Raw genomic sequence first — 18,776 nt, forward strand, 5'->3', positions numbered from 1 at the left:
CTATTTTTCTCCCCGCTTACGCTCTCGGCCCGCAGAGCGCGCCATGATCTCCGCTACATGCCGCAAGTGATCCCGGATCGATATCGCCGGAATACCGCCAATGCGCCGGCCCGCTTCCACATCGGTAAACACACCGCTCTTGGCGGCAATCTGAACGCCATCGCCAATGCGGATATGTCCGTTGATGCCAACCTGGCCGCCAATCATCACGCCATCGCCGATCTCGGTACTGCCGGCAATACCGACCTGACTGACGACGCCGCAATGGCGTCCGATCCGGACATTATGGCCGATCTGAACGAGATTATCGATCTTGGTGCCTTCACCGATCACCGTGTCATCCATGGCACCGCGATCGATGGTCGTATTGGCACCGATCTCGACCTTGTCCTGGATGATGACGCGTCCGGTCTGGACGATCTTGAACAGGCCCGTCGGCGACCCTGAATAGCCGAAGCCATCCTGGCCGATGCGCACACCGGGATGAAGGATCACGTCATTGCCGATCAGGGCATAATAGACCGAGGCGTTGGCGCTGACGGTGGTATTGCGGCCGATCTTCACATCCGCACCGATAACCGCGCCGCACTGGATTGATGAGCCGCGACCGATCTGCGCCCGTGCGCCGATAACGGCGTTCGGACCAACTTCGACGCTTTCTTCCAGCACCGCCGTCGGATCAATAGAGGCAAAGGGCGAGATACGGTCACTGCCCTCGATCGCAATCTGCGGCCGCACCGCCAAGGGATACAGCAGAGCTGCAGCACGGGCGAATGCAAATTGCGGGTTCTTCGCCACAAGCGCCGGGATCGACGCAGGGATCGAATCCCGCATCTCCGGCGAACAGAAAATTCCGCCCGCATGACAGGTTGTCAGTTCGGAAAGACTTCCACGCGAGAGGATATAGCAAACATCGAATGCGCCAGCCCGATAAATCGGGGCGACCGACTCGACGAGCCTTTCGCTCGCGGACCGGTCGCTCAATTCAGCTCCGACACGCTCAGCAAGTTCGCCGAGACGAACCGCATTACGCGTGCCGAAGAATTTGGTGTTTTCCATCAGCCAAAGCTCCAGAACAAAATATCCAGGTTCTGGATGACGAAATCAGAACGTGTTTGCAATACCGAAACGGAAATTCTCGACGTCGTCGTAGCTCTGCTTCATGAACGGCACAGCATAGTCGAAGCGCAGATCACCGAAGGGCGAGTTCCAGATCAGACCGATACCAACCGAAGCACGCATCGCTGCCGTTGCACCGTTGATCGAGTAACCCTGGGTGTCGACCTTGTTGCCAAACAGCGTACCTGCATCAACATAGGCCGCGCCGCGCAGGCTGATATCCTGCGGAATAAACGGAACCGGGAAGTTCGCCTCTGCAGAAATCGTCGCATAGGTCGTACCGCCAAGCGCATCGCCCTGAGTCGTGCGCGGACCGATACCGTTGGACTTGAAGCCGCGGATTTCATTGCCGCCGATGACGAACTGGTCAAACACATTCAGATCGCCATCGGTCGGAACGACGTAACCACCACGCACCGTCAACGAACCGATGATATCGGCCTCGTCAGAAAGCATCTGGTAGGCACGCGCCTTACCGGAAATCTTGTAGTAGTGCGAGTCGCCACCGATACCGGCGAATTCGTTTGTCAGAGACGCCAGAATGCCTTCGCGCGGCAGCTGCGGATTGTCGATATCCGAATAGTCGAAGCTCTGCGAGAGCGATGAAACCGTCCACGGACCATTGGTGATCAGGTTCTGATAGATCGGCGACAGATTGCTGTCGTTCTCCCAGTCACCCGAACCGGTATAATCGAAGTGCTGCAGATTATACTGGAACGTCGATGACAGATTATTCGTCAGCGGAGCCGTAAAGCGGATATCGCCTGCGGTCTCGGCATAATCGTAATAATCGTTCGAAGACGACACGGCGCGATAGAGATCAAAGCCCGCAGCGATATGATAACCGAGGAAGTAAGGCTCGGTGAAGTTGAAATTATAGATCTGCGAGTTGTCGGCGCCTGCACCAACCGATGCACGGATGAACTGGCCACGACCAAGGAAGTTCTTTTCCTGGATCGAAAGTTCGAGCACCAGCGAATCGCCTTCGGCGTCATAACCTGCACCGATTGCAAATGAGCCGGTCGGTTCGTCCGTCACGTTCACCGTCACGATCACGCGGTCAGGCGTGCTACCCTGCCGGGTCGTCACGTCGACCTTGCTGAAATAGCCCAGTGCTTCGAGCCGGCGCTTGGCGCGATTGATCATCTCGATGTTATAGGCATCGCCTTCGGCGAGATCGAACTCGCGACGGATGACATAATCACGCGTGCGGGTATTACCGACGATATCGATACGCTCGATATAGGCATGCGGACCGGGATCGATCGAATATTTCAGCGACACGGTATTGTCCGTGAAATTACGCGTCCCGCGCGGCGTCACCTGCGCGAAAGGATATCCCTGCGACGATACCGAAGCGGTCACCGATTCGGCAGACTCCTGAATGTTGTCTGCATCATAGGTCTTGCCAGCCTTGGTCTTGATCTGCTTCTGCAGCTTGGCAACATCGACACCCGAAACCGAATTATCAATGGCAACATCACCAAAGGAATATTTGTCGCCCTCATCGAGATTGAAGGTGATCGTGTAGCTGTTGCTGTCTTCATCGTAATCGACATCGGTCGATTTAACGATGAAATCAGGATAACCGTGATTGTTGTAGAAGGTCTTCAACAGATCTTCGTCGTGACGCACCTTGTCGGGATTATAGATATCCGCGCGGGTCAGGAAGGACAGCGGCGTCGACTTCCGCGTTGCGATCACGCCGGCAAGGCGCGCGTCAGCGAAAGCGGAGTTGCCGTTGAAGATGATCTTCTTGGTCTTGGTGCGACCGCCCTCATTGATCACGAAGGCTACGTTGACGCGATTGTCCTGAACCGTCGCGGTATCGATCGTCACCTCAACATCGGAACGGCCGATCTGCGCATAGGCATCCTTGATGTGCTGCGCATCAAGCTCTGCCTGTGCCTTGTTGTAGGGACCCATCGACTTCAGCTGGACAACGCCCTTCAGCTTCTCGTCGTTGACCTTCTTGTTTCCGTTGAAGACGACCTGGTTGATCATCTGATTCTCGGAAACATTGACCACGAGCGTCGAGCCGGAAACCGACATGCTCACGTCAGAGAAATAGCCCGAGCTGTAGAGATTGCGAATCGACTGATTGATGTCGGCATCGGTAAAGCTCTTTCCGGGAACGATCGTGAGCTTCGACTTCACCGCATCGGTACCGGCATTGCCCGTTCCGTTGACGACGATCTTGCTGACCACGGCGGCCAACGCTTCTCCCGGCAAGGCGACAGCGGAGACAACGCCACCTGTAACAGCCAAAGCTATGGAAAGTGCCGCACCAGAAACTGTGTTCAAGAACTTTGAACCGGCCATGCTAAAATCTACCTTTGTACTCGCTCGGAATCTCTGCCCAGACTTCATCAGCATTTTTGCAATGAACCGGCCCCGGATCGCAAGATGCCTTGTGCCAGAAATACCTAATACACCGCAAGAGTGACCAAATCGCCACTATCTCTTTGAATTATCGTAAATGAACCGTAACCTGAGCACACAAGTGGCTGTTTACGCATCATTAACCCGTTCGTAACATGTCCCCGCACAAACGCAAGCGCACATTTGCATAGCTTTGCCGCCGGAGCAAGCGCAGCGACGTCGCATCCCGACGCAGACCGCATACTGAATCATCAATCCCAAATATCAATCGTTAGTCGTAAATTGATGATATATCAACTCTGAATTGAATATATTCAGCCCGCCATCCTGCCGATCGTGTCATTCCAGGTGGCAAAAATCATCAGTGAGACAACCAGCGCCAACCCTATCCTGAACGCAATCGCCTGCGAACGCTCCGAGAGCGGGCGGCCGCGCACGGCCTCGATCGCATAAAACAGAAGGTGCCCGCCATCGAGCATTGGCACCGGAAGCAGATTGAACAGGCCAACGGAAACCGAAAGCACTGCGGCAAAGTTCAGGAAGGTGGCAAAGCCGAGCGAAGCCATCTGCCCGGCCATCTCCGCGACCCGGACAGGCCCACCGATCTGATCGGCCGCCATCCGCCCGGCAAAGACGCTGACCAGGTAATCATAGGTACCGGAAACGATATGCCAGCACTGGATCACGCCCTGCCAGATCGCTTCAAGCGGGCCGTAGGCCTGAACCCGGAAATTGCCGGCCTTGCTGTTGGTAACCACGCCGATCCGGCCGAGCTCGACGCTGTTGCCAAACTGATCCTTGATATCGACGCGCTCGGGCACCAGCTTGATGTCCAGAAGCTTGCCATCACGATCGACCGTTACCGTGATCGGCGTCTCCGGCCGGACACTGACATAGCGGCTGACGTCGTCGAAGGTCGAAACCGGATGCCCGTCGAGCGCCTTCATCACATCGCCAGCGACGATTCCCGCTGTTGCAGCTGGGCTGTCCGGCTGCACCTGCGCGACAACCGGATCGGCAACCTGACGACCATAGACTGAAAAGAGTATGGCAAAGATCACGATTGCCAGAAGGAAATTGGCGATCGGGCCGGCAGCAGCGGTGGCAGCACGTTTCCACAATCGCGCGCCATTGAACGTCGTTTCCCGCTCCTCCGGCGAAAGCGCGGCCAGCGATTCGAAATCCGGCTGGCTCGCCGCATCCTCATCCCCATAGAAGCGAACATAGCCGCCAAGCGGAATCGCCGACACCTTCCAGCGCGTACCATGCTTGTCAGTCCTGCCGAAGATCTCCGGACCGAAGCCGATCGAAAAGGCAAGAATGCGAATGCCCGACCAGCGCGCAACGAGGTAGTGCCCCAGCTCATGAAAAAAGACCAGAAACGAGACCGCGACGATAAACGCCACAATGCGTCCGATTACACTGGTGAAGATCAGATCCATCAATCAGTTCCCATCGGTTGCTGGAGCACAGTATCAGCACCGAACAGCATATGACCTGCCGATTGCAGCGATGTTGCGCCGCTGAAGCCGACGAGAATCGCCGCAACAGCAAACAGCAGGAATGCGGCGACGGCGAGTCCGTCGACCCGGTCCATGACCCCACCGTGACCCGGAATGAGATGACTGGAATCCTTGACGCCGAAGTGACGCTTCATCGCTGATTCAGCAAGATCGCCAATCTGACTGACAATCGAAAGCACAAGGCTGAGCACGACGAAAGCCGGCCCGACAGAGCCGAGCGCGATCAGCACCACGACAAGCCCTGCAATCACACCACCGATCGTGCCGCCAATCGCGCCCGACCAGGTCTTGCCAGGTGAAATCGACGGCGCAAGCTTCGCGCCGCCGACCGCACGGCCGACGAAATAGGCAGTGATATCCGTGGCCCAGACCACAGCAAACAGAAAGAGCAGCGCAAACAGCCCGCCCTGCCCCTCGCCGCGCAGCGATGCCAGCGCAATGGCGATGAGACCGGCATAGACCAGCCCGCCGGCCGCGAACATGCGCTGCATCCGCCCGACAATGCCCGTCGCCACGACCACGCCGGCGACCAGCAACACCAGCAATGCAAAACCATAGACATCCGCGAGAACGAGTGCACAGACCAGCAGCAGCCCGGCCCAGCCGATCAGGAATTCCGAGCGAAACCGGCCCTTGCTGCCGCCAGCCATTGTCGACCATTCATAATAGGCCAGCAGGCCGATCAGCACCGACAGCAGCCTGAAGGACAGGCCGCCAAACCAGGTGGCCGCCAGCACGACAACGGCCATGACGATCCCCGAAAGGATGCGAAGTTTCAGTTCTCGCTGCATCAGATACCCGTCAATGCGGCCCGCTCGACCACGCCACCGAAACGTCGGTCACGACGGGCATATGTTTCCAGTGCGGACAAGAAGGTCTCTTTCGAGAAGTCCGGCCAGTGGCCCGGAAGGAACAGGAATTCCGAATATGCCGCCTGCCAGAGCATGAAATTGGAGAGGCGCTGCTCACCGCTTGTGCGAATGATAAGGTCCGGATCGGGGATGCCAAATGTGTCGAGCCTGGCCGCGATTGCGTCCTCGCCGACATCTTCTGGATCAAGCCGCCCCGCCGCCACATCCCGGGCAATATCGGCAACGGCACGGGCAATCTCTGCCCGACCACCGTAATTGACGGCGACAATCACGGTCAGTCCGGTATTGTCGCGCGTCGTCTCTTCAGCGTCATTCAGGGCCGCCACGACCACATCCGACAGGCCGTTCTTGTCGCCAATCATGCGAAACCGGATATTCTGACGATGATAATTGGCAAGCTCGCGCCGGATGAAAATCGTGATCAGCCCCATCAGGCTGTCAACCTCATCCTTGGGCCGCTTCCAGTTCTCCGAAGAAAACGCAAACAGAGACAGGTAACCGACACCCGCATCTCTGGCCGATTCGACAGCCACCTTGACAGCATCGACACCCTTGCGATGACCAAAGATGCGCTTGAGACCACGCCCATTGGCCCACCGTCCGTTGCCATCCATGATGATGGCTACGTGTTCAGGCACCGTATCATTGGGATACTTTGTCATTCGAACACTCGACACTTCAGACCAAAGGAAGGCTAAACCTGCATGATTTCCTTTTCTTTGTCAGCAAGCAATTCATCTACCCGTGAAATAGCCGCATCGGTGAGCTGCTGAACCCTGTCGGAAAGTGCACGGCTCTCGTCCTGACCGAGGTCGCCGTTCTTCTCCGCTTTCTTGAGGTCATCCATACCATCGCGGCGGACATGGCGCACGGCCACACGCGCCTTTTCGGCATATTCGTGGGCGACCTTGACCAGTGAGCGACGGCGCTCTTCATTGAGCTCAGGCAGCGGAATGCGCAGCGTCTGGCCATCCATAATCGGGTTCAGGCCGAGATGCGATTCACGAATCGCTCGGTCGACGGCGTTCACCATCGACTTGTCCCAGATATTGACCGCCAGCATGCGCGATTCCGGTACGGTGATATTGCCGACCTGATTCAGCGGCACGCGCGAACCATAGGCTTCAACCATCACCGGATCGAGAATATTGGCCGAAGCGCGGCCGGTACGAAGCGAATTGATATCACTGATGAAAGCGCTGACTGCGCCCTCCATACGGCGATTCAGATCACTGAGATCGTTAGCGTCACTCATGTAATTTCTCCCGTTCCAGCACGCGGGGCTCTCTTCTCGCGGCGCCCGGCGCGTGCCTGCGTTCCATATCAGACGTCGGCAACGATCGTCTTCAAGCCGCTGCCCGTCATGATCTGCCCAAAACCGCCCTTTTCATGAATCGAGAAGACGACGATCGGTATATTGTTTTCCCGCGCAATCGCAACAGCGGCCACATCCATGACCTGCAATCCGCGTTCGAGCACCTCGGCGTGACTGATTTCGTCAAAGCGCACGGCATCAGGATCCTTCTTCGGATCGGCCGAATAGATACCATCAACCTGCGTACCCTTGAAGATCGCCTCGGCACCCATCTCCGCAGCCCTGAGAGCAGCGGCCGAATCGGTGGTGAAGAAGGGATTGCCGGTACCGCCGGCGAAAATAACCACGCGGCCTGCTGCAAGATGCGCAAGACCCGCACGCTGGGAAAAGGATTCGCAGATTTCCGGCATGGCAATCGCCGACAGCACAGCAGTCTCAATACCGATCTTGCGCAAGGATGTCGCCAGAGCCAGTGCGTTGATCACAGTGGCAAGCATGCCCATGTGGTCGCCAGTCACGCGATCGCCTCCCTTGGAGGCAACGGCGACGCCGCGAAAAATATTGCCGCCACCGACAACCAGGCCGATCTCGACGCCCATCGCCCGCACTTCTGCAATATCTGCAGCAATCCGGTCAGCGATCGCGACGTCGATCCCGAACCCCTGATTACCCATCAGCGCTTCGCCGGAGACTTTCAGAAGAACACGATTAAAAATAGGTTTAGCCAAAAATCCACTCCCGAAATGCAATAAAACCCGGATACACGAAGGGCACCGCATTGTCACGCGGTGCCCTACGGTTTTACAGATCTAAAGCGAAATCAGCCCTTGGCCGTCGCAGCAACTTCAGCAGCAAAGTCGCTTTCTTCCTTCTCGACGCCTTCGCCAAGCGCGAGGCGGGCAATCGCAGCAACCTTGATCGGTGCGCCGACTTCCTTTTCCGCTTCCTTGACGGCAGCAGCGACCGTCAGATCAGGGTTGATGACGAAAGCCTGCGACAAAAGCGCGACTTCCTGGAAGAACTTGCGCATGCGGCCTTCGACCATCTTTTCGGCGATCTCAGCGGGCTTGCCCGATTCCTTGGCCTGTTCCAGGAACACGGCGCGTTCGCGGGCGGCAATTTCCGGATCAACATCGTCCGGCGTCACGGCCAGCGGGTTGGTGGCGGCAACATGCATAGCAACCTGGCGGCCGATGGCGACCAGAGCGTCCTTGTCACCGGTCGATTCGAGCGCGACGAGAACGCCGAGCTTGCCCAGACCATCCGAAACGGAGTTGTGAACATAGGTCGCGACAACACCGTCGGCAACCGACAGCTTGGTCGCGCGGCGCAGATGCATGTTCTCACCGATGGTGGCAACCGCATCCTTGATGCTTTCGTCAACCGACTTGCCGGTCTTGGCATAGGTCGCAGCAGCAATGCCTTCAGCAGTACCGTCGGTGCCGAGTGCAACATCGGCGATGCCGGCAACCAGTTCCTGGAAAGCGTCATTGCGCGCAACGAAGTCGGTTTCGGAGTTGACTTCAACGACAACGGCGTCCGTGCCATTGCTGGCGATACCGACGAGACCTTCGGCAGCGGTACGGCCGGACTTCTTGTCCGCCTTGGCGATGCCCTTGGCCCGCAGCCAGTCGATCGCGGCTTCCATGTCGCCGTCAGTTTCGGCCAGAGCCTTCTTGCAATCCATCATGCCTGCGCCGGTCTTTTCGCGCAGCTCTTTCACCATAGCAGCCGTAATCGTGCTCATATCTTGCCTCTTGTCCATTCGCTCAGGGCGCAGCACCGTCTGGCCAGCGCCGCATTTGGGCAACGAAATGTACCCTTAACTGTGACAGGGTGATGAAACACCGCCGTCACCACCCGCAATCCGCGCCATGCGCGTCCGGATGGTCGAAAACCGATGAAAGGCCGCTTGCGGCCCTTGCATCTCGATGGTGCAGCGCCTTGCAGCGCCCGGCCATCCCTCCTCCAGAAACTGGAGGATCGGCGACCGCGCCTCAGCCCGGCCGCCACATCATTTTAGCCTTACTCGGCCTTGCCTTCGGCATCGTCGGCAGCATCGTCAAGCGCCGGCTCAGCCGGTGCTTCAACGGCTGCACCGAGATCGATGCCTGCAGCGCCCTGCTGGCGGGCAATACCGTCGATGGCAGCGCGCGCGATCAGGTCGCAGTAGAGCGAGATGGCGCGCGAAGCGTCGTCATTGCCGGGGATCGGGTAATCGACTTCATCCGGATCGCAGTTGGAGTCAACAACGGCCACGACCGGAATGCCAAGACGCTTGGCTTCTTCGATCGCGATCTTTTCCTTGTTGGTGTCGATGATGAAGATCAGGTCCGGAACGCCGCCCATGTCGCGGATACCGCCGAGAGCACGGTCAAGCTTTTCACGCTCGCGCTCCAGGTTGAGGCGTTCCTTCTTGGTGAAGCCCTGAGCTTCGTTGGACAGGATTTCGTCGAGCTTGCGCAGGCGCTGGATCGAGTTCGAAATCGTGCGCCAGTTGGTCAGCATGCCGCCGAGCCAGCGGGAGTTGACGTAATACTGGGCCGAACGCTGAGCGCTGTCGGCGATGATTTCCGAAGCCTGGCGCTTGGTGCCGACCATCAGAACGCGGCCATTGCGGGCAACGGTGTCAGAGACAACCTGCAGCGCACGGCTCAGCATCGGAACGGTCTGGGCCAGGTCCATGATGTGAATGTTGTTGCGTTCGCCAAAGATGAAGGGCTTCATCTTCGGGTTCCAGCGGTGGGTCTGGTGACCAAAATGCACACCAGCCTCAAGCAGCTGACGCATGGTAAAATCAGGCAATGCCATGCCTTTTCTCCTTTTCCGGTTTAACCTCCGCAGGCCCATGAATGAACGCCCAAGGGGCGGACATCACCGGCGGAACCAGCCGGATTTCTCCCGGAAGATCCCAAAGCCTGCGTGTGGAATGGCTGGCCGATACCTGCTTTCACCGCCAAATGCAAGGCGAAAGCGCGTCTTTTCGCGCCAAGGCTGCGGAAAATGCGCCTTTCGGGGCGTTTTGATCAGCCGTCTTTCTTGGCGGTGCAGGCAACAGGCTGCAACAGGTCAAGCGCCTTCATTTCCGCCGAAATGCGGAAATCACCGAAATCCATCAGCAGATCGTGACTGATTCCGTCTTCGCCAAGCAGCATCGACATGGTGTAGCTCGGCATCTCGTCGCTCGTCGCATCGCCGGTCGGATAATAGGCGGTGGTGACCGGCCAGGCGCGCTCACGCGGCCCGCTCACGGCCTTGAGATCTGCAGCCTTCGGCACATCCACCGCATGACCGATCATCGTCACCGCAAGCATGATCTCGTTGCCGGAGCCATCAAAGGTCCTGGCTTGATAGACCGTTTTTCCGTTCGCCGCCGCCCTGATGATGCCTTCCATATATTCGGTCGGGAATTCCGCCTCCGGAAGCTTGGCGCCGTCACCGTCTTCAACGGTCACGTCAATCGCCTTGTCGCTCTGGCGGACGGCCTCCCCCTTGCGCTCCGACTGCAGATCGGCGTTGGAAAAGACCTTGGACGAAAATGAAAATGTACCGGCGCCCAGATCCTCGAAGCTGGAGGAGCTCTGGTCGGAATTCACCGTCTCGAATTCCTTCAGTATATCGGTCACCATGCGCATATTGGTGATGTAGCCGGAACAGAGGCCGCCGGTGAATTCATAGACGAAACGACCGTCAATGCCTTCAATGCCCGACTGTTTGGAAGCCCATTCCAGCGAAAGATCGTAGATTGCGCGGTGGGGTGCAAGCGCTGCAGCCATGCCGGCTGCCGGCAGGGCTGTCACACCCAGGCCAACAGAAAGGGTTATGGTTTTTACGGCGGCAACGACCCGCATTGGCAAACTCCCCTTGGCTTTGAAACATGATCGTATAGAAAAGCCTAGGCTCTGCCAATTCTCTTTCAATTTTCATACAAGTCCATCAGGTGTGCCATGACTGCAAGTTCCATTGACGACCGTCTGAAAGCCCTTTCCATCACGCTGCCTTCGCCGGCGGCACCCGCAGCGAACTATGTTCCCTTTGTCATCTCAGGCAATCAGCTCATCATTTCCGGGCAATTGCCGACGGAAAACGGCGCCATGGTCGCCTCAGGCCGGCTCGGTGACGGCGTATCGCTCGAGGACGGCCAGAAGGCCGCGCGGGCCTGCGCCATCAATCTCATCGCTCAGGCCAATGCTGCACTCGGCGGCGATCTTTCCCGCATCGTCCGGGTCGTCAAGCTGAATGGCTTCGTCGCCTCGACGCCGGATTTCACCGATCAGCACCTCGTCATCAATGCCGCGTCGAACCTGTTCGGCGATGTCTTCGGTGATGCCGGCAAGCATGCGCGCGCCGCCGTTGGCATGGCCTCGCTGCCGCTCAACGCAGCGGTCGAGATCGACGCCATCATGGAAATCGCTCTGTGAGCGATTTTCCGTTCCTGACAGCCCGGCCAATCGCGCATCGCGGCTATCACGACATGAACAAGGCGGTGTGGGAGAATTCTCTGCCCGCCTTCAGTCGTGCGATCGATGCCGGTTTTGCCATTGAATGCGACCTGCATCTTTCCGCAGACGGCATTCCCATGGTGTTTCATGACGATGACCTGAAACGCCTGTGCGGCCTTGATCTCATCCCCGAAAACGAGACCGCAGACCGTCTCGCCGCCATCCGCATCGGCACCACGCAAGCGACCATTCCGCGCTTCACCGATCTGCTGGCGCTGACCGACGGTCGCGTTCCGCTGGTGGTGGAACTGAAAACGGCGCCGACGCATAACCCGCTCTTTGCCACCGCCGTGCTTGATTGCCTGGCAGGCTACAAGGGGCCGGTCGCCTTGATGAGCTTCGACGCCCAGCTCCTGCGTGACCTCAAAAGCGCAGGCGCCCCCAAACCGCTGGGTCTGACCGCGATGGGTGATACCGAAGAAGCTTTCGACGCGCATCGCAAGGCCATGTCGATCGGCCTTGATTTTATCTCTTATTATTATGATCATCTCCCCAATGCGTTCATCGCCGGCCTCAGGTCGGATGGCAAGACGATCATCACCTGGACCGTACGGGACGAGCGCGCACGAGACATCACCTTTGCCAACGCCGATCAGATGACCTTTGAAGGCTTTGATCCGCGCGTCTGACGCCCCTTCATCCTGCGGCTCCGGGCCGGCTTGTGCTCAGCGCATCGCCCCGGATCCGCCCCAGTCATGAGTCGATCTTGAGCGAAAACCTGCAAATCCGTATCGAAAACGCGTTTGCCGACATCGCACCGGAACAGTGGGCGGCGCTGCCGCATGTCACACGCGGCGGTGCGGCGCCTTACAATCCCTTTCTGTCGCACGCGTTTCTGTCCGCCCTTGAAGAATCAGGCTCGGCGACCGCCGATACCGGCTGGCTCGGGCATCACCTGCTCCTGGAAACCGAGGGCGGGACGCTGGTTGGCGCACTGCCCTGCTATCTGAAGAATCACAGTCAGGGCGAATATGTCTTCGACCATGGCTGGGCCGATGCCTTTGAGCGCGCGGGCGGACGCTATTATCCGAAACTGCAGGCCTCCCTGCCGTTCACGCCCGCAACCGCGCCTCATCTCCTGATCGCCGACGGCCTCAATCTGAGCGCGGGTCAGGCTCTCCTGGCCGACGCGCTGAAAGAGGTGACCCAGCGGCTCGGCGTCTCTTCGGCCCATGTCACCTTTGTGCCGGAAGACGAGATCGGCATTTACGAAGAGGCCGATTTTCTTCACCGCACCGATCAGCAGTTCCATTTTTTCAACGAGGGCTATGCCAGCCACGCGGATTTTCTGGAAACGCTGGCCTCGCGCAAGCGCAAGACGCTGCGCAAGGAACGCCGCGCCGCTCTTGAGAACGGCATTACCATCGACTGGCTGACCGGTTCTGACCTGACCGAAGACATCTGGGACCAGTTCTTTGCCTTCTATATGGATACCGGCAGCCGCAAATGGGGACGGCCCTATCTTACCCGCGCTTTCTATTCGCTGATCGGCGAGCGCATGGCCGACGATATTCTGCTGGTGATGGCAAAGCGGGATGGCCGCTATATCGCCGGCGCCATCAATTTCATTGGCTCGGAGGCGCTGTTCGGGCGTCACTGGGGCTGTATCGAGGACCACCCCTTTCTGCATTTCGAGGTCTGCTATCATCAGGCGATCGATTTCGCCATTGCGCGCGGTCTCAAGCGGGTCGAAGCCGGCGCCCAGGGCGAGCACAAGCTGGCCCGCGGCTATCTGCCCGTCACCACCCATTCCGCGCATTACATCGCCCATGCCGGGCTGCGCCGTGCCATCGCCGATTATCTCGAACATGAACGTGAAGGCGTGGCGGACACCAAGGCCTATCTTTCCGAACATACGCCATTCAGAAAAACCGATGCGGACTAACCGCAGCTCTGGAGGAAATCATGACGACACAAGCCTATGATGACAGCAATATCTTTGCCCTGATCTTGAAAGGCGATATCCCTTCCGTCCGCGTCTATGAAGACGAGCATGCCATCGCGGTCATGGATGTGATGCCGCAGGCGCCCGGCCATGTTCTGGTGATCCCGCGCGCACCGTCCCGCAACATTCTCGATGCCGATCCGGCGGTGTTGTCGGCCATCATCCCGACCGTTCAGAAGATCGCGGTGGCGGTGAAGAAGGCCTTTGCAGCGGACGGCGTATTCGTCTGCCAGTTCAACGAGCCCGCCGCAGGACAGACGGTGTTTCACCTGCATTTCCATGTCATTCCGCGGCACGAGGGCATCGAACTGAAGCGCCATCACGACAAGATGGAAGACAGTGCCGTGCTGGCAGCCAATGCCGAAAAGATCCGCGCCGCGCTTTGAACGCGGCGCCCGGCGAGACGGGGCCGGGCCGGCCCCGCTCACAGCATGATCATGTCAACAGCATCGCCCAGCGCCTCGCCCGCCATGTCGGCCAGCGCGCGTTCATGGGTGAAGAGGATCGTCTGCACACCGCCAAGCCCGGCAAGCGTCCGCAATCCGGCAAGGCTGCGCTGATCGTCAAAGGTCTGGAAAATATCGTCGACGATCAGCGGTGACGGCTCGTTGCGCCGGGCATAATCCTCGACAAAGGCCAGCCGCAGCGCCAGATAAAGCTGATCGCGCGTGCCATCGCTGAGCCCCGCAATGCCAACCTCGGAACCGTCGATGCGCTTTGCCGTCACGATGGTATTATCCTGATCATCAAAGCTCTGTCCAAGGCCTGAAAAGCCATTGCAGGTCAGTGTCGCGAAATGCCGCCCGGCGGCAGTGATAACGGGATCGGCGCGGCTCTGCCGGTACCGCTCAGAGGCCTGGTCGAGAAGATCGGCGGCAAGCCTGGTCACCAGCCATTCGCGGGCCGCTTCCAGTGCCTCTGCTTCGGCGGACATCCGGGTGAAGGCGGCCATTTCCGCGCTCTCGCCCTCCTCCAGCGCGTCACGGCGCTGACGCAGCAGCGAGCGTTCCTCAATCAGCCCGTCCCAGCGGCGTCGCAGATCGCCAAGATCAGCCTCGCGACCGGCAATCTCACGCGCCATCGCATCGGCATCCTTTTCGCCGATCGCGGCCCGGATCGCGGGCTCGTCCGCATCACCGGCAATCGCGGCAAAATGGCGCCTCTCTGCCGAAAGCTTGTCGGCAAGATCCGCCCGCTGCAACAGCCGTGCAACAAGATCGTTCGCGACGACCCCCGCCTCCAGCGCGGCAATGAGTGTGGCAAATTCCGCGCGCAGCACCGCCTCATGCGTCTCAAGCGCTTCAAGCTTCGCCGCCACCGACCGCGCCTGCTCACGGCCGGATCTAAGCCGCTCCTCGGCTGCACGGTTCTCACCGAGCCGTTTCTTCAGCGTGGCCGCGATGGTGAGCGGATGGCCAGCCAGAAGCGTCCTGTCTGCGGCTTCGCCAAGAGCACGGGCGCGGGCCTCAAAGCTTTCGGTTATCCCGAGGCTGCGCGCCTTGCGGGCGGTCTGGCGCTGGTGATCGTCGAGCTGCGCCGGCAGCTGTTTCAGCACCTCCAGCGCCGCCTCGCCGCCCTCGATCACGGTATCGGCGCTCAGGTGACAGGCGGCAAGTGCTGCGGCAAAGCCGTCACGCCAGTCCGCCTCAACCGCGGCGAGCCTTGCGCCTGCCGCCATGTGACGGTCAATCTCGCCGCGCAGCGCCTTCAGATCACTTTCGCGGCCACGCTGACGCTCGAAAGTGTCGCCAATCTCCCTGATCCGGTCCGCCACCAGCCGCGCCAGCGGCCCAAGCGGCAGGCTGTCGCCGCCGGAAAGCAGCATGGAGCCGGCAAGCGCCTCCAGCGCCGCATGCAGCCCAGCCGCCGCGCGCTCAAGACCGGAAAGCCTGTCGCGCTCGTCACGTAACTGGGCCCGTCGCTTCAACAGGTGACCGGCGTCCTGCCGCCAGACCAGCATGTCGCCCGGTTCAGGCGCCGAACCAAGTGCCGCAAACAAGGCGGCTATGGCCGATTTGACGGCGCTAAATCTTGTCTCACACCGCTGGACGTCTTCCATTGATTTCTCAATATTAGCATCCAGTCTTCTGATATTACGTACTTTTTCTTCTCGAATGGCTACACGGTCGGCTTCATCAAGAAGCTGATCGGCCAGTCTGTCGGTTCTGGAAACGAGATCGACAAAGCCAAGCCTGAGGCTCTGATCGTCGGGTTGTGCAGTGGCCTCCCGCCAGATCCTGTCGCGCTCACGGCGTGCTTCGGTCAGCATTTCGCGGCTCGGGACCATGTCCTTGCCGGTAATCTCCGCCAGCTGGCTTTCGAGCGCCGCCCTTTCGCTGCGCAGCCTCAGCAATCCGGCTTCGGCCTCACGCAAGGCCTGGGCTGCATCGCGATGCTGCCGCTCGGCCTCTGCCAGCGCATCCATATCCGGCAGATCGGCGGGCGAAACCGTCATGACCGCGCCAAGCGGCGGCCGCAGGGCTGCAGCTTCATCGGCCAGCTCGCGCTCCGCCCTGGCCAGCGTCCGGGCGAGCTGGTCGGCTTCGAGGGCCTGCCGCAAATCCTCGCTCAGGCTGTCAAAACGCTGCCGCAGCGGCGCCGGATCGATAACCCGTTCACCGGGAGCGTCCGCTTCAAGCAGCTGCAGACGGTCCTGCGCCCGCTGCAACTCCTCGCCATGGCGCTTGCGGTTACCGGCAAGCTCCTTGCCGTCACGCAATGCCTGCGCCAGCCGTGCCAGCGCCATGTCATCGGCCAGGCGGTGCGGCAAAGCCGATGCGTCCGCCTCGCCGATCCGCCGCGCGCTCTCGGCAAGCAGCGCTTCCGAGCGCAGCAAAAGCCCGTCAATCTCGCCAAGATCCTCGACGGCCTGACGATAAACGGCCTCATCGAGCGTCAGCGCATCGATTTCAGCACCGTGGGCCAGCAGGGTCTCATCGACCGCAACCGCCTGCAGCGCCTCATGCAGGGTTCCGGCGTCCTGGCGGCGCTCCGCAAGTGCTGTGGCATTGTCGTCGATCTCGCTGGCAAGCACGCCAATGCGCCGCGCCATTTCCGGCGAAATCGGCGCGAGATCGCTAAAGCCGGCGAGTGCGCTCTCAAGCCGGTCGATCTCTTCGACAACGGCGCGCAGCCCTGCCATCTGCCGCAGCGCCTGCAACGCCTTTTCGGCCTGCTTTTGCGCGTCGTCCAGCCCGTCAAGCGCCTCGGCATTGTCCCGGACCTCGCGATTGAGCTTTTCCCAGTCCGATGCCTTCAGACCGAGATCGCGCTCACGCTTTCCCGCCTCGTCAAAGACCTTGCGGATCTGGTTGATCCGTCGGGACCGGCCGCTCGGCTCGAAGATCTGCGCTGCCGCATCACTGAGCCCGCGGCCGACACTGCGCAACCCCTTCAGGCCGGATGCCGCCGAAAACAGCAGGCTGCCGATCTCGCCGCCATCGGCCAGCATGGCATCACCACCAGCCCGCAGACGCTGCGAATCGAGCCCGAAGGCGCGCTCGAAGACATCACGGGTCAGATTGCCGAGATAGGGCGACAGCGCGTCGTCATGAAGCGGTGTTTCCTTGTCATCGGCCATCAGCAGCGTGTTCTTGCGCCCCTTGCGGCGGCGAAAAGCCAGACTGTCGCCGTGGCGTGCCTCAAGCGACGCTCCAAGCCTCAGTTCGCGGGCATCATGCAGGAAATCGTAACGCACATCCCGCTCGGGGAAGCCGAACAGCAGATCCGAAAGCGCCGACAGCGTCGAAGACTTCCCGGCCTCGTTGGGCCCGTAGACAATGTGAAGCGCCGCATCCGGCCTGAAGGCAATGCTGCGTTCGGTAAAAGCGCCATAGCGCAGGAGATCGAGCGAGAGGAACCGCATCAGCTTTCCTCTGCCATGTCGAGCCGGGCCAGAAGCAGGCTCTCAGCCTCGGCGACAAGGCTTTCTGCGTCGACGCCGGGAAATGTCTGCGCATCGGCGACGGAAGCGGGAAGCCGGGCCCTTATTTCATCGGCCAGCACAGCCACATGGGCTGCAAAGTCCGGTGCGGCGGCAACGGCATCGATCAGCGCCCGGAAATCCAAAGCCGCCTCGGCATCGGCGATGACCGGACGCATGGCTTGCGGAGCGGCAAGATCGAATTCCAGTTTCTCCAGCCACAGATCGCCATGGCCACGCTGAAGGGCGGCCTCCGCCTCATCATGCCAGAGCTGCCGCTCGGCCAGCATCCGCCCTGCCCGCGGATGCGTGCCGCTCAGGACCAGCCTGAGCGCGATCGGTCGCTCGGAGGCGATCTCGGATAATTCGGCGGCTCTGATCTCAATGGCGGACAGGATCGCATCCTCAGCCATCTCCGGCGTTACGGCGATGTCCAGCCGCTCAAACCGTGCCCGGTCGACGATCAGCCGCTGATGGCGGATCTCCCCATCCTCAACCGACACCAGAACGACACCCTTCTCACCCGTTTCGCGGATGCTGCGCCCCTGTATGTTGCCCGGATAGATCACCGGCGGCATATCCGCCACCTGCTCATAGGCATGGACATGGCCAAGCGCCCAGTAGTCATAGCCGCGCGCCAGAAGGTCATCCACCGTGCAGGGCGCATAAGGGGCATGCGGCGGACGGCCGGACAGGGACGTGTGCAGCATGCCGATATTGAACCAGCCGGGCATGGCCGGCGGATAGCTGGCAGCGAGGTTGTCGTTGACCGAACGCGTGGCAAACCCCTGACCGTGGATCGCGACCTTCAGAGTATCGATCCGCATCGTTTCCGGCGCCTTGACGGAAAATTCGCGGACATTGGCGGGCATGGTGATCGTCTTCGTTACCACGCTTTCAGCGTCATGGTTTCCGCGCAGGATGAAGACCGGGATATCGGCACGATCGAGCCGGGCAATCTCGCGATTGAAGAACAGGCCGATACGGTTGTCTTTCCAGGCGCCATCATAGATGTCGCCGGCGATCAGCAGAAAATCGACACCTTCGGCAAGCGCTGCATCAATCAGTCCGGAGAATGCATCGCGCGAGGCCTCGGCAAAGCGGCGGGCCAGCGCCTCATCCTTCATCGCCAGCCCCGACAAAGGACTTCCCAGATGCAGGTCTGCGGCATGAATGAAACGAAATCGCGCCAAGTT

At 59.8% G+C, this 18,776-nt stretch carries 16 protein-coding genes; 4 read left to right on the forward strand and 12 right to left on the reverse strand.

The window, feature by feature from the left end:
• The 10 genes from lpxD to HCK86_RS03255 all read right to left on the reverse strand — a co-directional run bounded on the left by lpxD (window position 1) and on the right by HCK86_RS03255 (window position 11,062).
• The gene (lpxD, locus tag HCK86_RS03210; protein ID WP_176083049.1) at window positions 1–1,059 is read right to left on the reverse strand and encodes a UDP-3-O-(3-hydroxymyristoyl)glucosamine N-acyltransferase; all 1,059 of its coding nucleotides are present in this window, start codon (window positions 1,057–1,059) and stop codon (window positions 1–3) included.
• Window positions 1,060–1,104: 45 nt separating this feature from the next.
• The gene (gene bamA / locus HCK86_RS03215; RefSeq protein ID WP_176083050.1) at window positions 1,105–3,441 is read right to left on the reverse strand and encodes an outer membrane protein assembly factor BamA; all 2,337 of its coding nucleotides are present in this window, start codon (window positions 3,439–3,441) and stop codon (window positions 1,105–1,107) included.
• Window positions 3,442–3,815: 374 nt separating this feature from the next.
• Window positions 3,816–4,943 (reverse strand): RIP metalloprotease RseP, encoded by a 1,128-nt coding sequence (rseP, locus tag HCK86_RS03220; protein ID WP_176083051.1) that lies wholly within the window; start codon window positions 4,941–4,943, stop codon window positions 3,816–3,818.
• A complete protein-coding gene (locus HCK86_RS03225; protein ID WP_176083052.1) occupies window positions 4,943–5,815 on the reverse strand; it encodes a phosphatidate cytidylyltransferase in 873 nt (290 codons plus the stop codon). Before HCK86_RS03225 ends, rseP begins: the two co-directional genes overlap by 1 nt.
• Complete coding sequence (locus tag HCK86_RS03230) at window positions 5,815–6,558, reverse strand: isoprenyl transferase (protein WP_176083053.1); 744 nt, start codon at window positions 6,556–6,558, stop codon at window positions 5,815–5,817. Before HCK86_RS03230 ends, HCK86_RS03225 begins: the two co-directional genes overlap by 1 nt.
• Window positions 6,559–6,590: 32 nt before the next feature.
• Entirely contained in the window at window positions 6,591–7,151 is a 561-nt protein-coding gene (gene frr, locus HCK86_RS03235) for a ribosome recycling factor (RefSeq protein WP_176083054.1), read from the reverse strand.
• Window positions 7,152–7,219: 68 nt separating this feature from the next.
• Window positions 7,220–7,939: a UMP kinase gene (gene pyrH / locus HCK86_RS03240; protein WP_281409580.1), complete on the reverse strand. Its 720-nt coding sequence runs from the start codon at window positions 7,937–7,939 to the stop codon at window positions 7,220–7,222.
• Window positions 7,940–8,031: 92 nt separating this feature from the next.
• Window positions 8,032–8,958, reverse strand: a complete 927-nt coding sequence (tsf, locus tag HCK86_RS03245) for a translation elongation factor Ts (RefSeq protein ID WP_176083056.1) — start codon at window positions 8,956–8,958, stop codon at window positions 8,032–8,034.
• 278 nt (window positions 8,959–9,236) lie between these two features.
• Window positions 9,237–10,022, reverse strand: coding sequence for a 30S ribosomal protein S2 (gene rpsB, locus HCK86_RS03250; RefSeq protein WP_176083057.1), 786 nt, complete (start codon window positions 10,020–10,022; stop codon window positions 9,237–9,239).
• Window positions 10,023–10,237: 215 nt separating this feature from the next.
• Window positions 10,238–11,062 (reverse strand): DUF1849 family protein, encoded by an 825-nt coding sequence (locus HCK86_RS03255; protein ID WP_176083058.1) that lies wholly within the window; start codon window positions 11,060–11,062, stop codon window positions 10,238–10,240.
• Between the two features lie 96 nt (window positions 11,063–11,158).
• Between HCK86_RS03255 and HCK86_RS03260 the strand changes: the two genes are divergently transcribed.
• From HCK86_RS03260 to HCK86_RS03275, 4 genes are all read left to right on the forward strand, one after another.
• A complete protein-coding gene (locus tag HCK86_RS03260; protein WP_176083059.1) occupies window positions 11,159–11,632 on the forward strand; it encodes a RidA family protein in 474 nt (157 codons plus the stop codon).
• Window positions 11,629–12,342 (forward strand): glycerophosphodiester phosphodiesterase family protein, encoded by a 714-nt coding sequence (locus HCK86_RS03265; protein ID WP_176083060.1) that lies wholly within the window; start codon window positions 11,629–11,631, stop codon window positions 12,340–12,342. Before HCK86_RS03260 ends, HCK86_RS03265 begins: the two co-directional genes overlap by 4 nt.
• Window positions 12,343–12,419: 77 nt before the next feature.
• Window positions 12,420–13,598, forward strand: coding sequence for a GNAT family N-acetyltransferase (locus HCK86_RS03270; RefSeq protein ID WP_176083061.1), 1,179 nt, complete (start codon window positions 12,420–12,422; stop codon window positions 13,596–13,598).
• A gap of 20 nt (window positions 13,599–13,618) precedes the next feature.
• Complete coding sequence (locus HCK86_RS03275) at window positions 13,619–14,044, forward strand: HIT family protein (RefSeq protein ID WP_176083062.1); 426 nt, start codon at window positions 13,619–13,621, stop codon at window positions 14,042–14,044.
• A gap of 38 nt (window positions 14,045–14,082) precedes the next feature.
• Here the strand turns inward: HCK86_RS03275 and HCK86_RS03280 are convergent, their stop codons facing one another.
• Window positions 14,083–17,523 carry a YhaN family protein gene (locus HCK86_RS03280; protein WP_176083063.1) on the reverse strand — a complete coding sequence of 1,147 codons (3,441 nt, stop codon included), beginning with the start codon at window positions 17,521–17,523 and terminating at the stop codon, window positions 14,083–14,085.
• Window positions 17,523–18,773, reverse strand: coding sequence for a DNA repair exonuclease (locus tag HCK86_RS03285; RefSeq protein ID WP_176083064.1), 1,251 nt, complete (start codon window positions 18,771–18,773; stop codon window positions 17,523–17,525). The genes HCK86_RS03280 and HCK86_RS03285 overlap by 1 nt, the downstream gene beginning before the upstream one ends.
• Window positions 18,774–18,776 lie beyond the last annotated feature (3 nt).

This window comes from Martelella sp. HB161492 (genome assembly GCF_013184775.1).
Taxonomy (GTDB): Bacteria; Pseudomonadota; Alphaproteobacteria; order Rhizobiales; family Rhizobiaceae; genus Martelella.

What these genes read in the sequence shown, in the direction of transcription:
- HCK86_RS03225 (WP_176083052.1), bottom strand. Translation starts at nt 5,815, where the DNA reads ATGCAGCGAGAACTGAAACTTCGCATCCTTTCGGGGATCGTCATGGCC.
- rseP (WP_176083051.1), bottom strand. Translation starts at nt 4,943, where the DNA reads ATGGATCTGATCTTCACCAGTGTAATCGGACGCATTGTGGCGTTTATC.
- bamA (WP_176083050.1), bottom strand. Translation starts at nt 3,441, where the DNA reads ATGGCCGGTTCAAAGTTCTTGAACACAGTTTCTGGTGCGGCACTTTCC.
- tsf (WP_176083056.1), bottom strand. Translation starts at nt 8,958, where the DNA reads ATGAGCACGATTACGGCTGCTATGGTGAAAGAGCTGCGCGAAAAGACC.
- rpsB (WP_176083057.1), bottom strand. Translation starts at nt 10,022, where the DNA reads ATGGCATTGCCTGATTTTACCATGCGTCAGCTGCTTGAGGCTGGTGTG.
- HCK86_RS03280 (WP_176083063.1), bottom strand. Translation starts at nt 17,523, where the DNA reads ATGCGGTTCCTCTCGCTCGATCTCCTGCGCTATGGCGCTTTTACCGAA.
- HCK86_RS03230 (WP_176083053.1), bottom strand. Translation starts at nt 6,558, where the DNA reads ATGACAAAGTATCCCAATGATACGGTGCCTGAACACGTAGCCATCATC.
- HCK86_RS03255 (WP_176083058.1), bottom strand. Translation starts at nt 11,062, where the DNA reads ATGCGGGTCGTTGCCGCCGTAAAAACCATAACCCTTTCTGTTGGCCTG.
- lpxD (WP_176083049.1), bottom strand. Translation starts at nt 1,059, where the DNA reads ATGGAAAACACCAAATTCTTCGGCACGCGTAATGCGGTTCGTCTCGGC.
- frr (WP_176083054.1), bottom strand. Translation starts at nt 7,151, where the DNA reads ATGAGTGACGCTAACGATCTCAGTGATCTGAATCGCCGTATGGAGGGC.
- HCK86_RS03275 (WP_176083062.1), top strand. Translation starts at nt 13,619, where the DNA reads ATGACGACACAAGCCTATGATGACAGCAATATCTTTGCCCTGATCTTG.
- HCK86_RS03260 (WP_176083059.1), top strand. Translation starts at nt 11,159, where the DNA reads ATGACTGCAAGTTCCATTGACGACCGTCTGAAAGCCCTTTCCATCACG.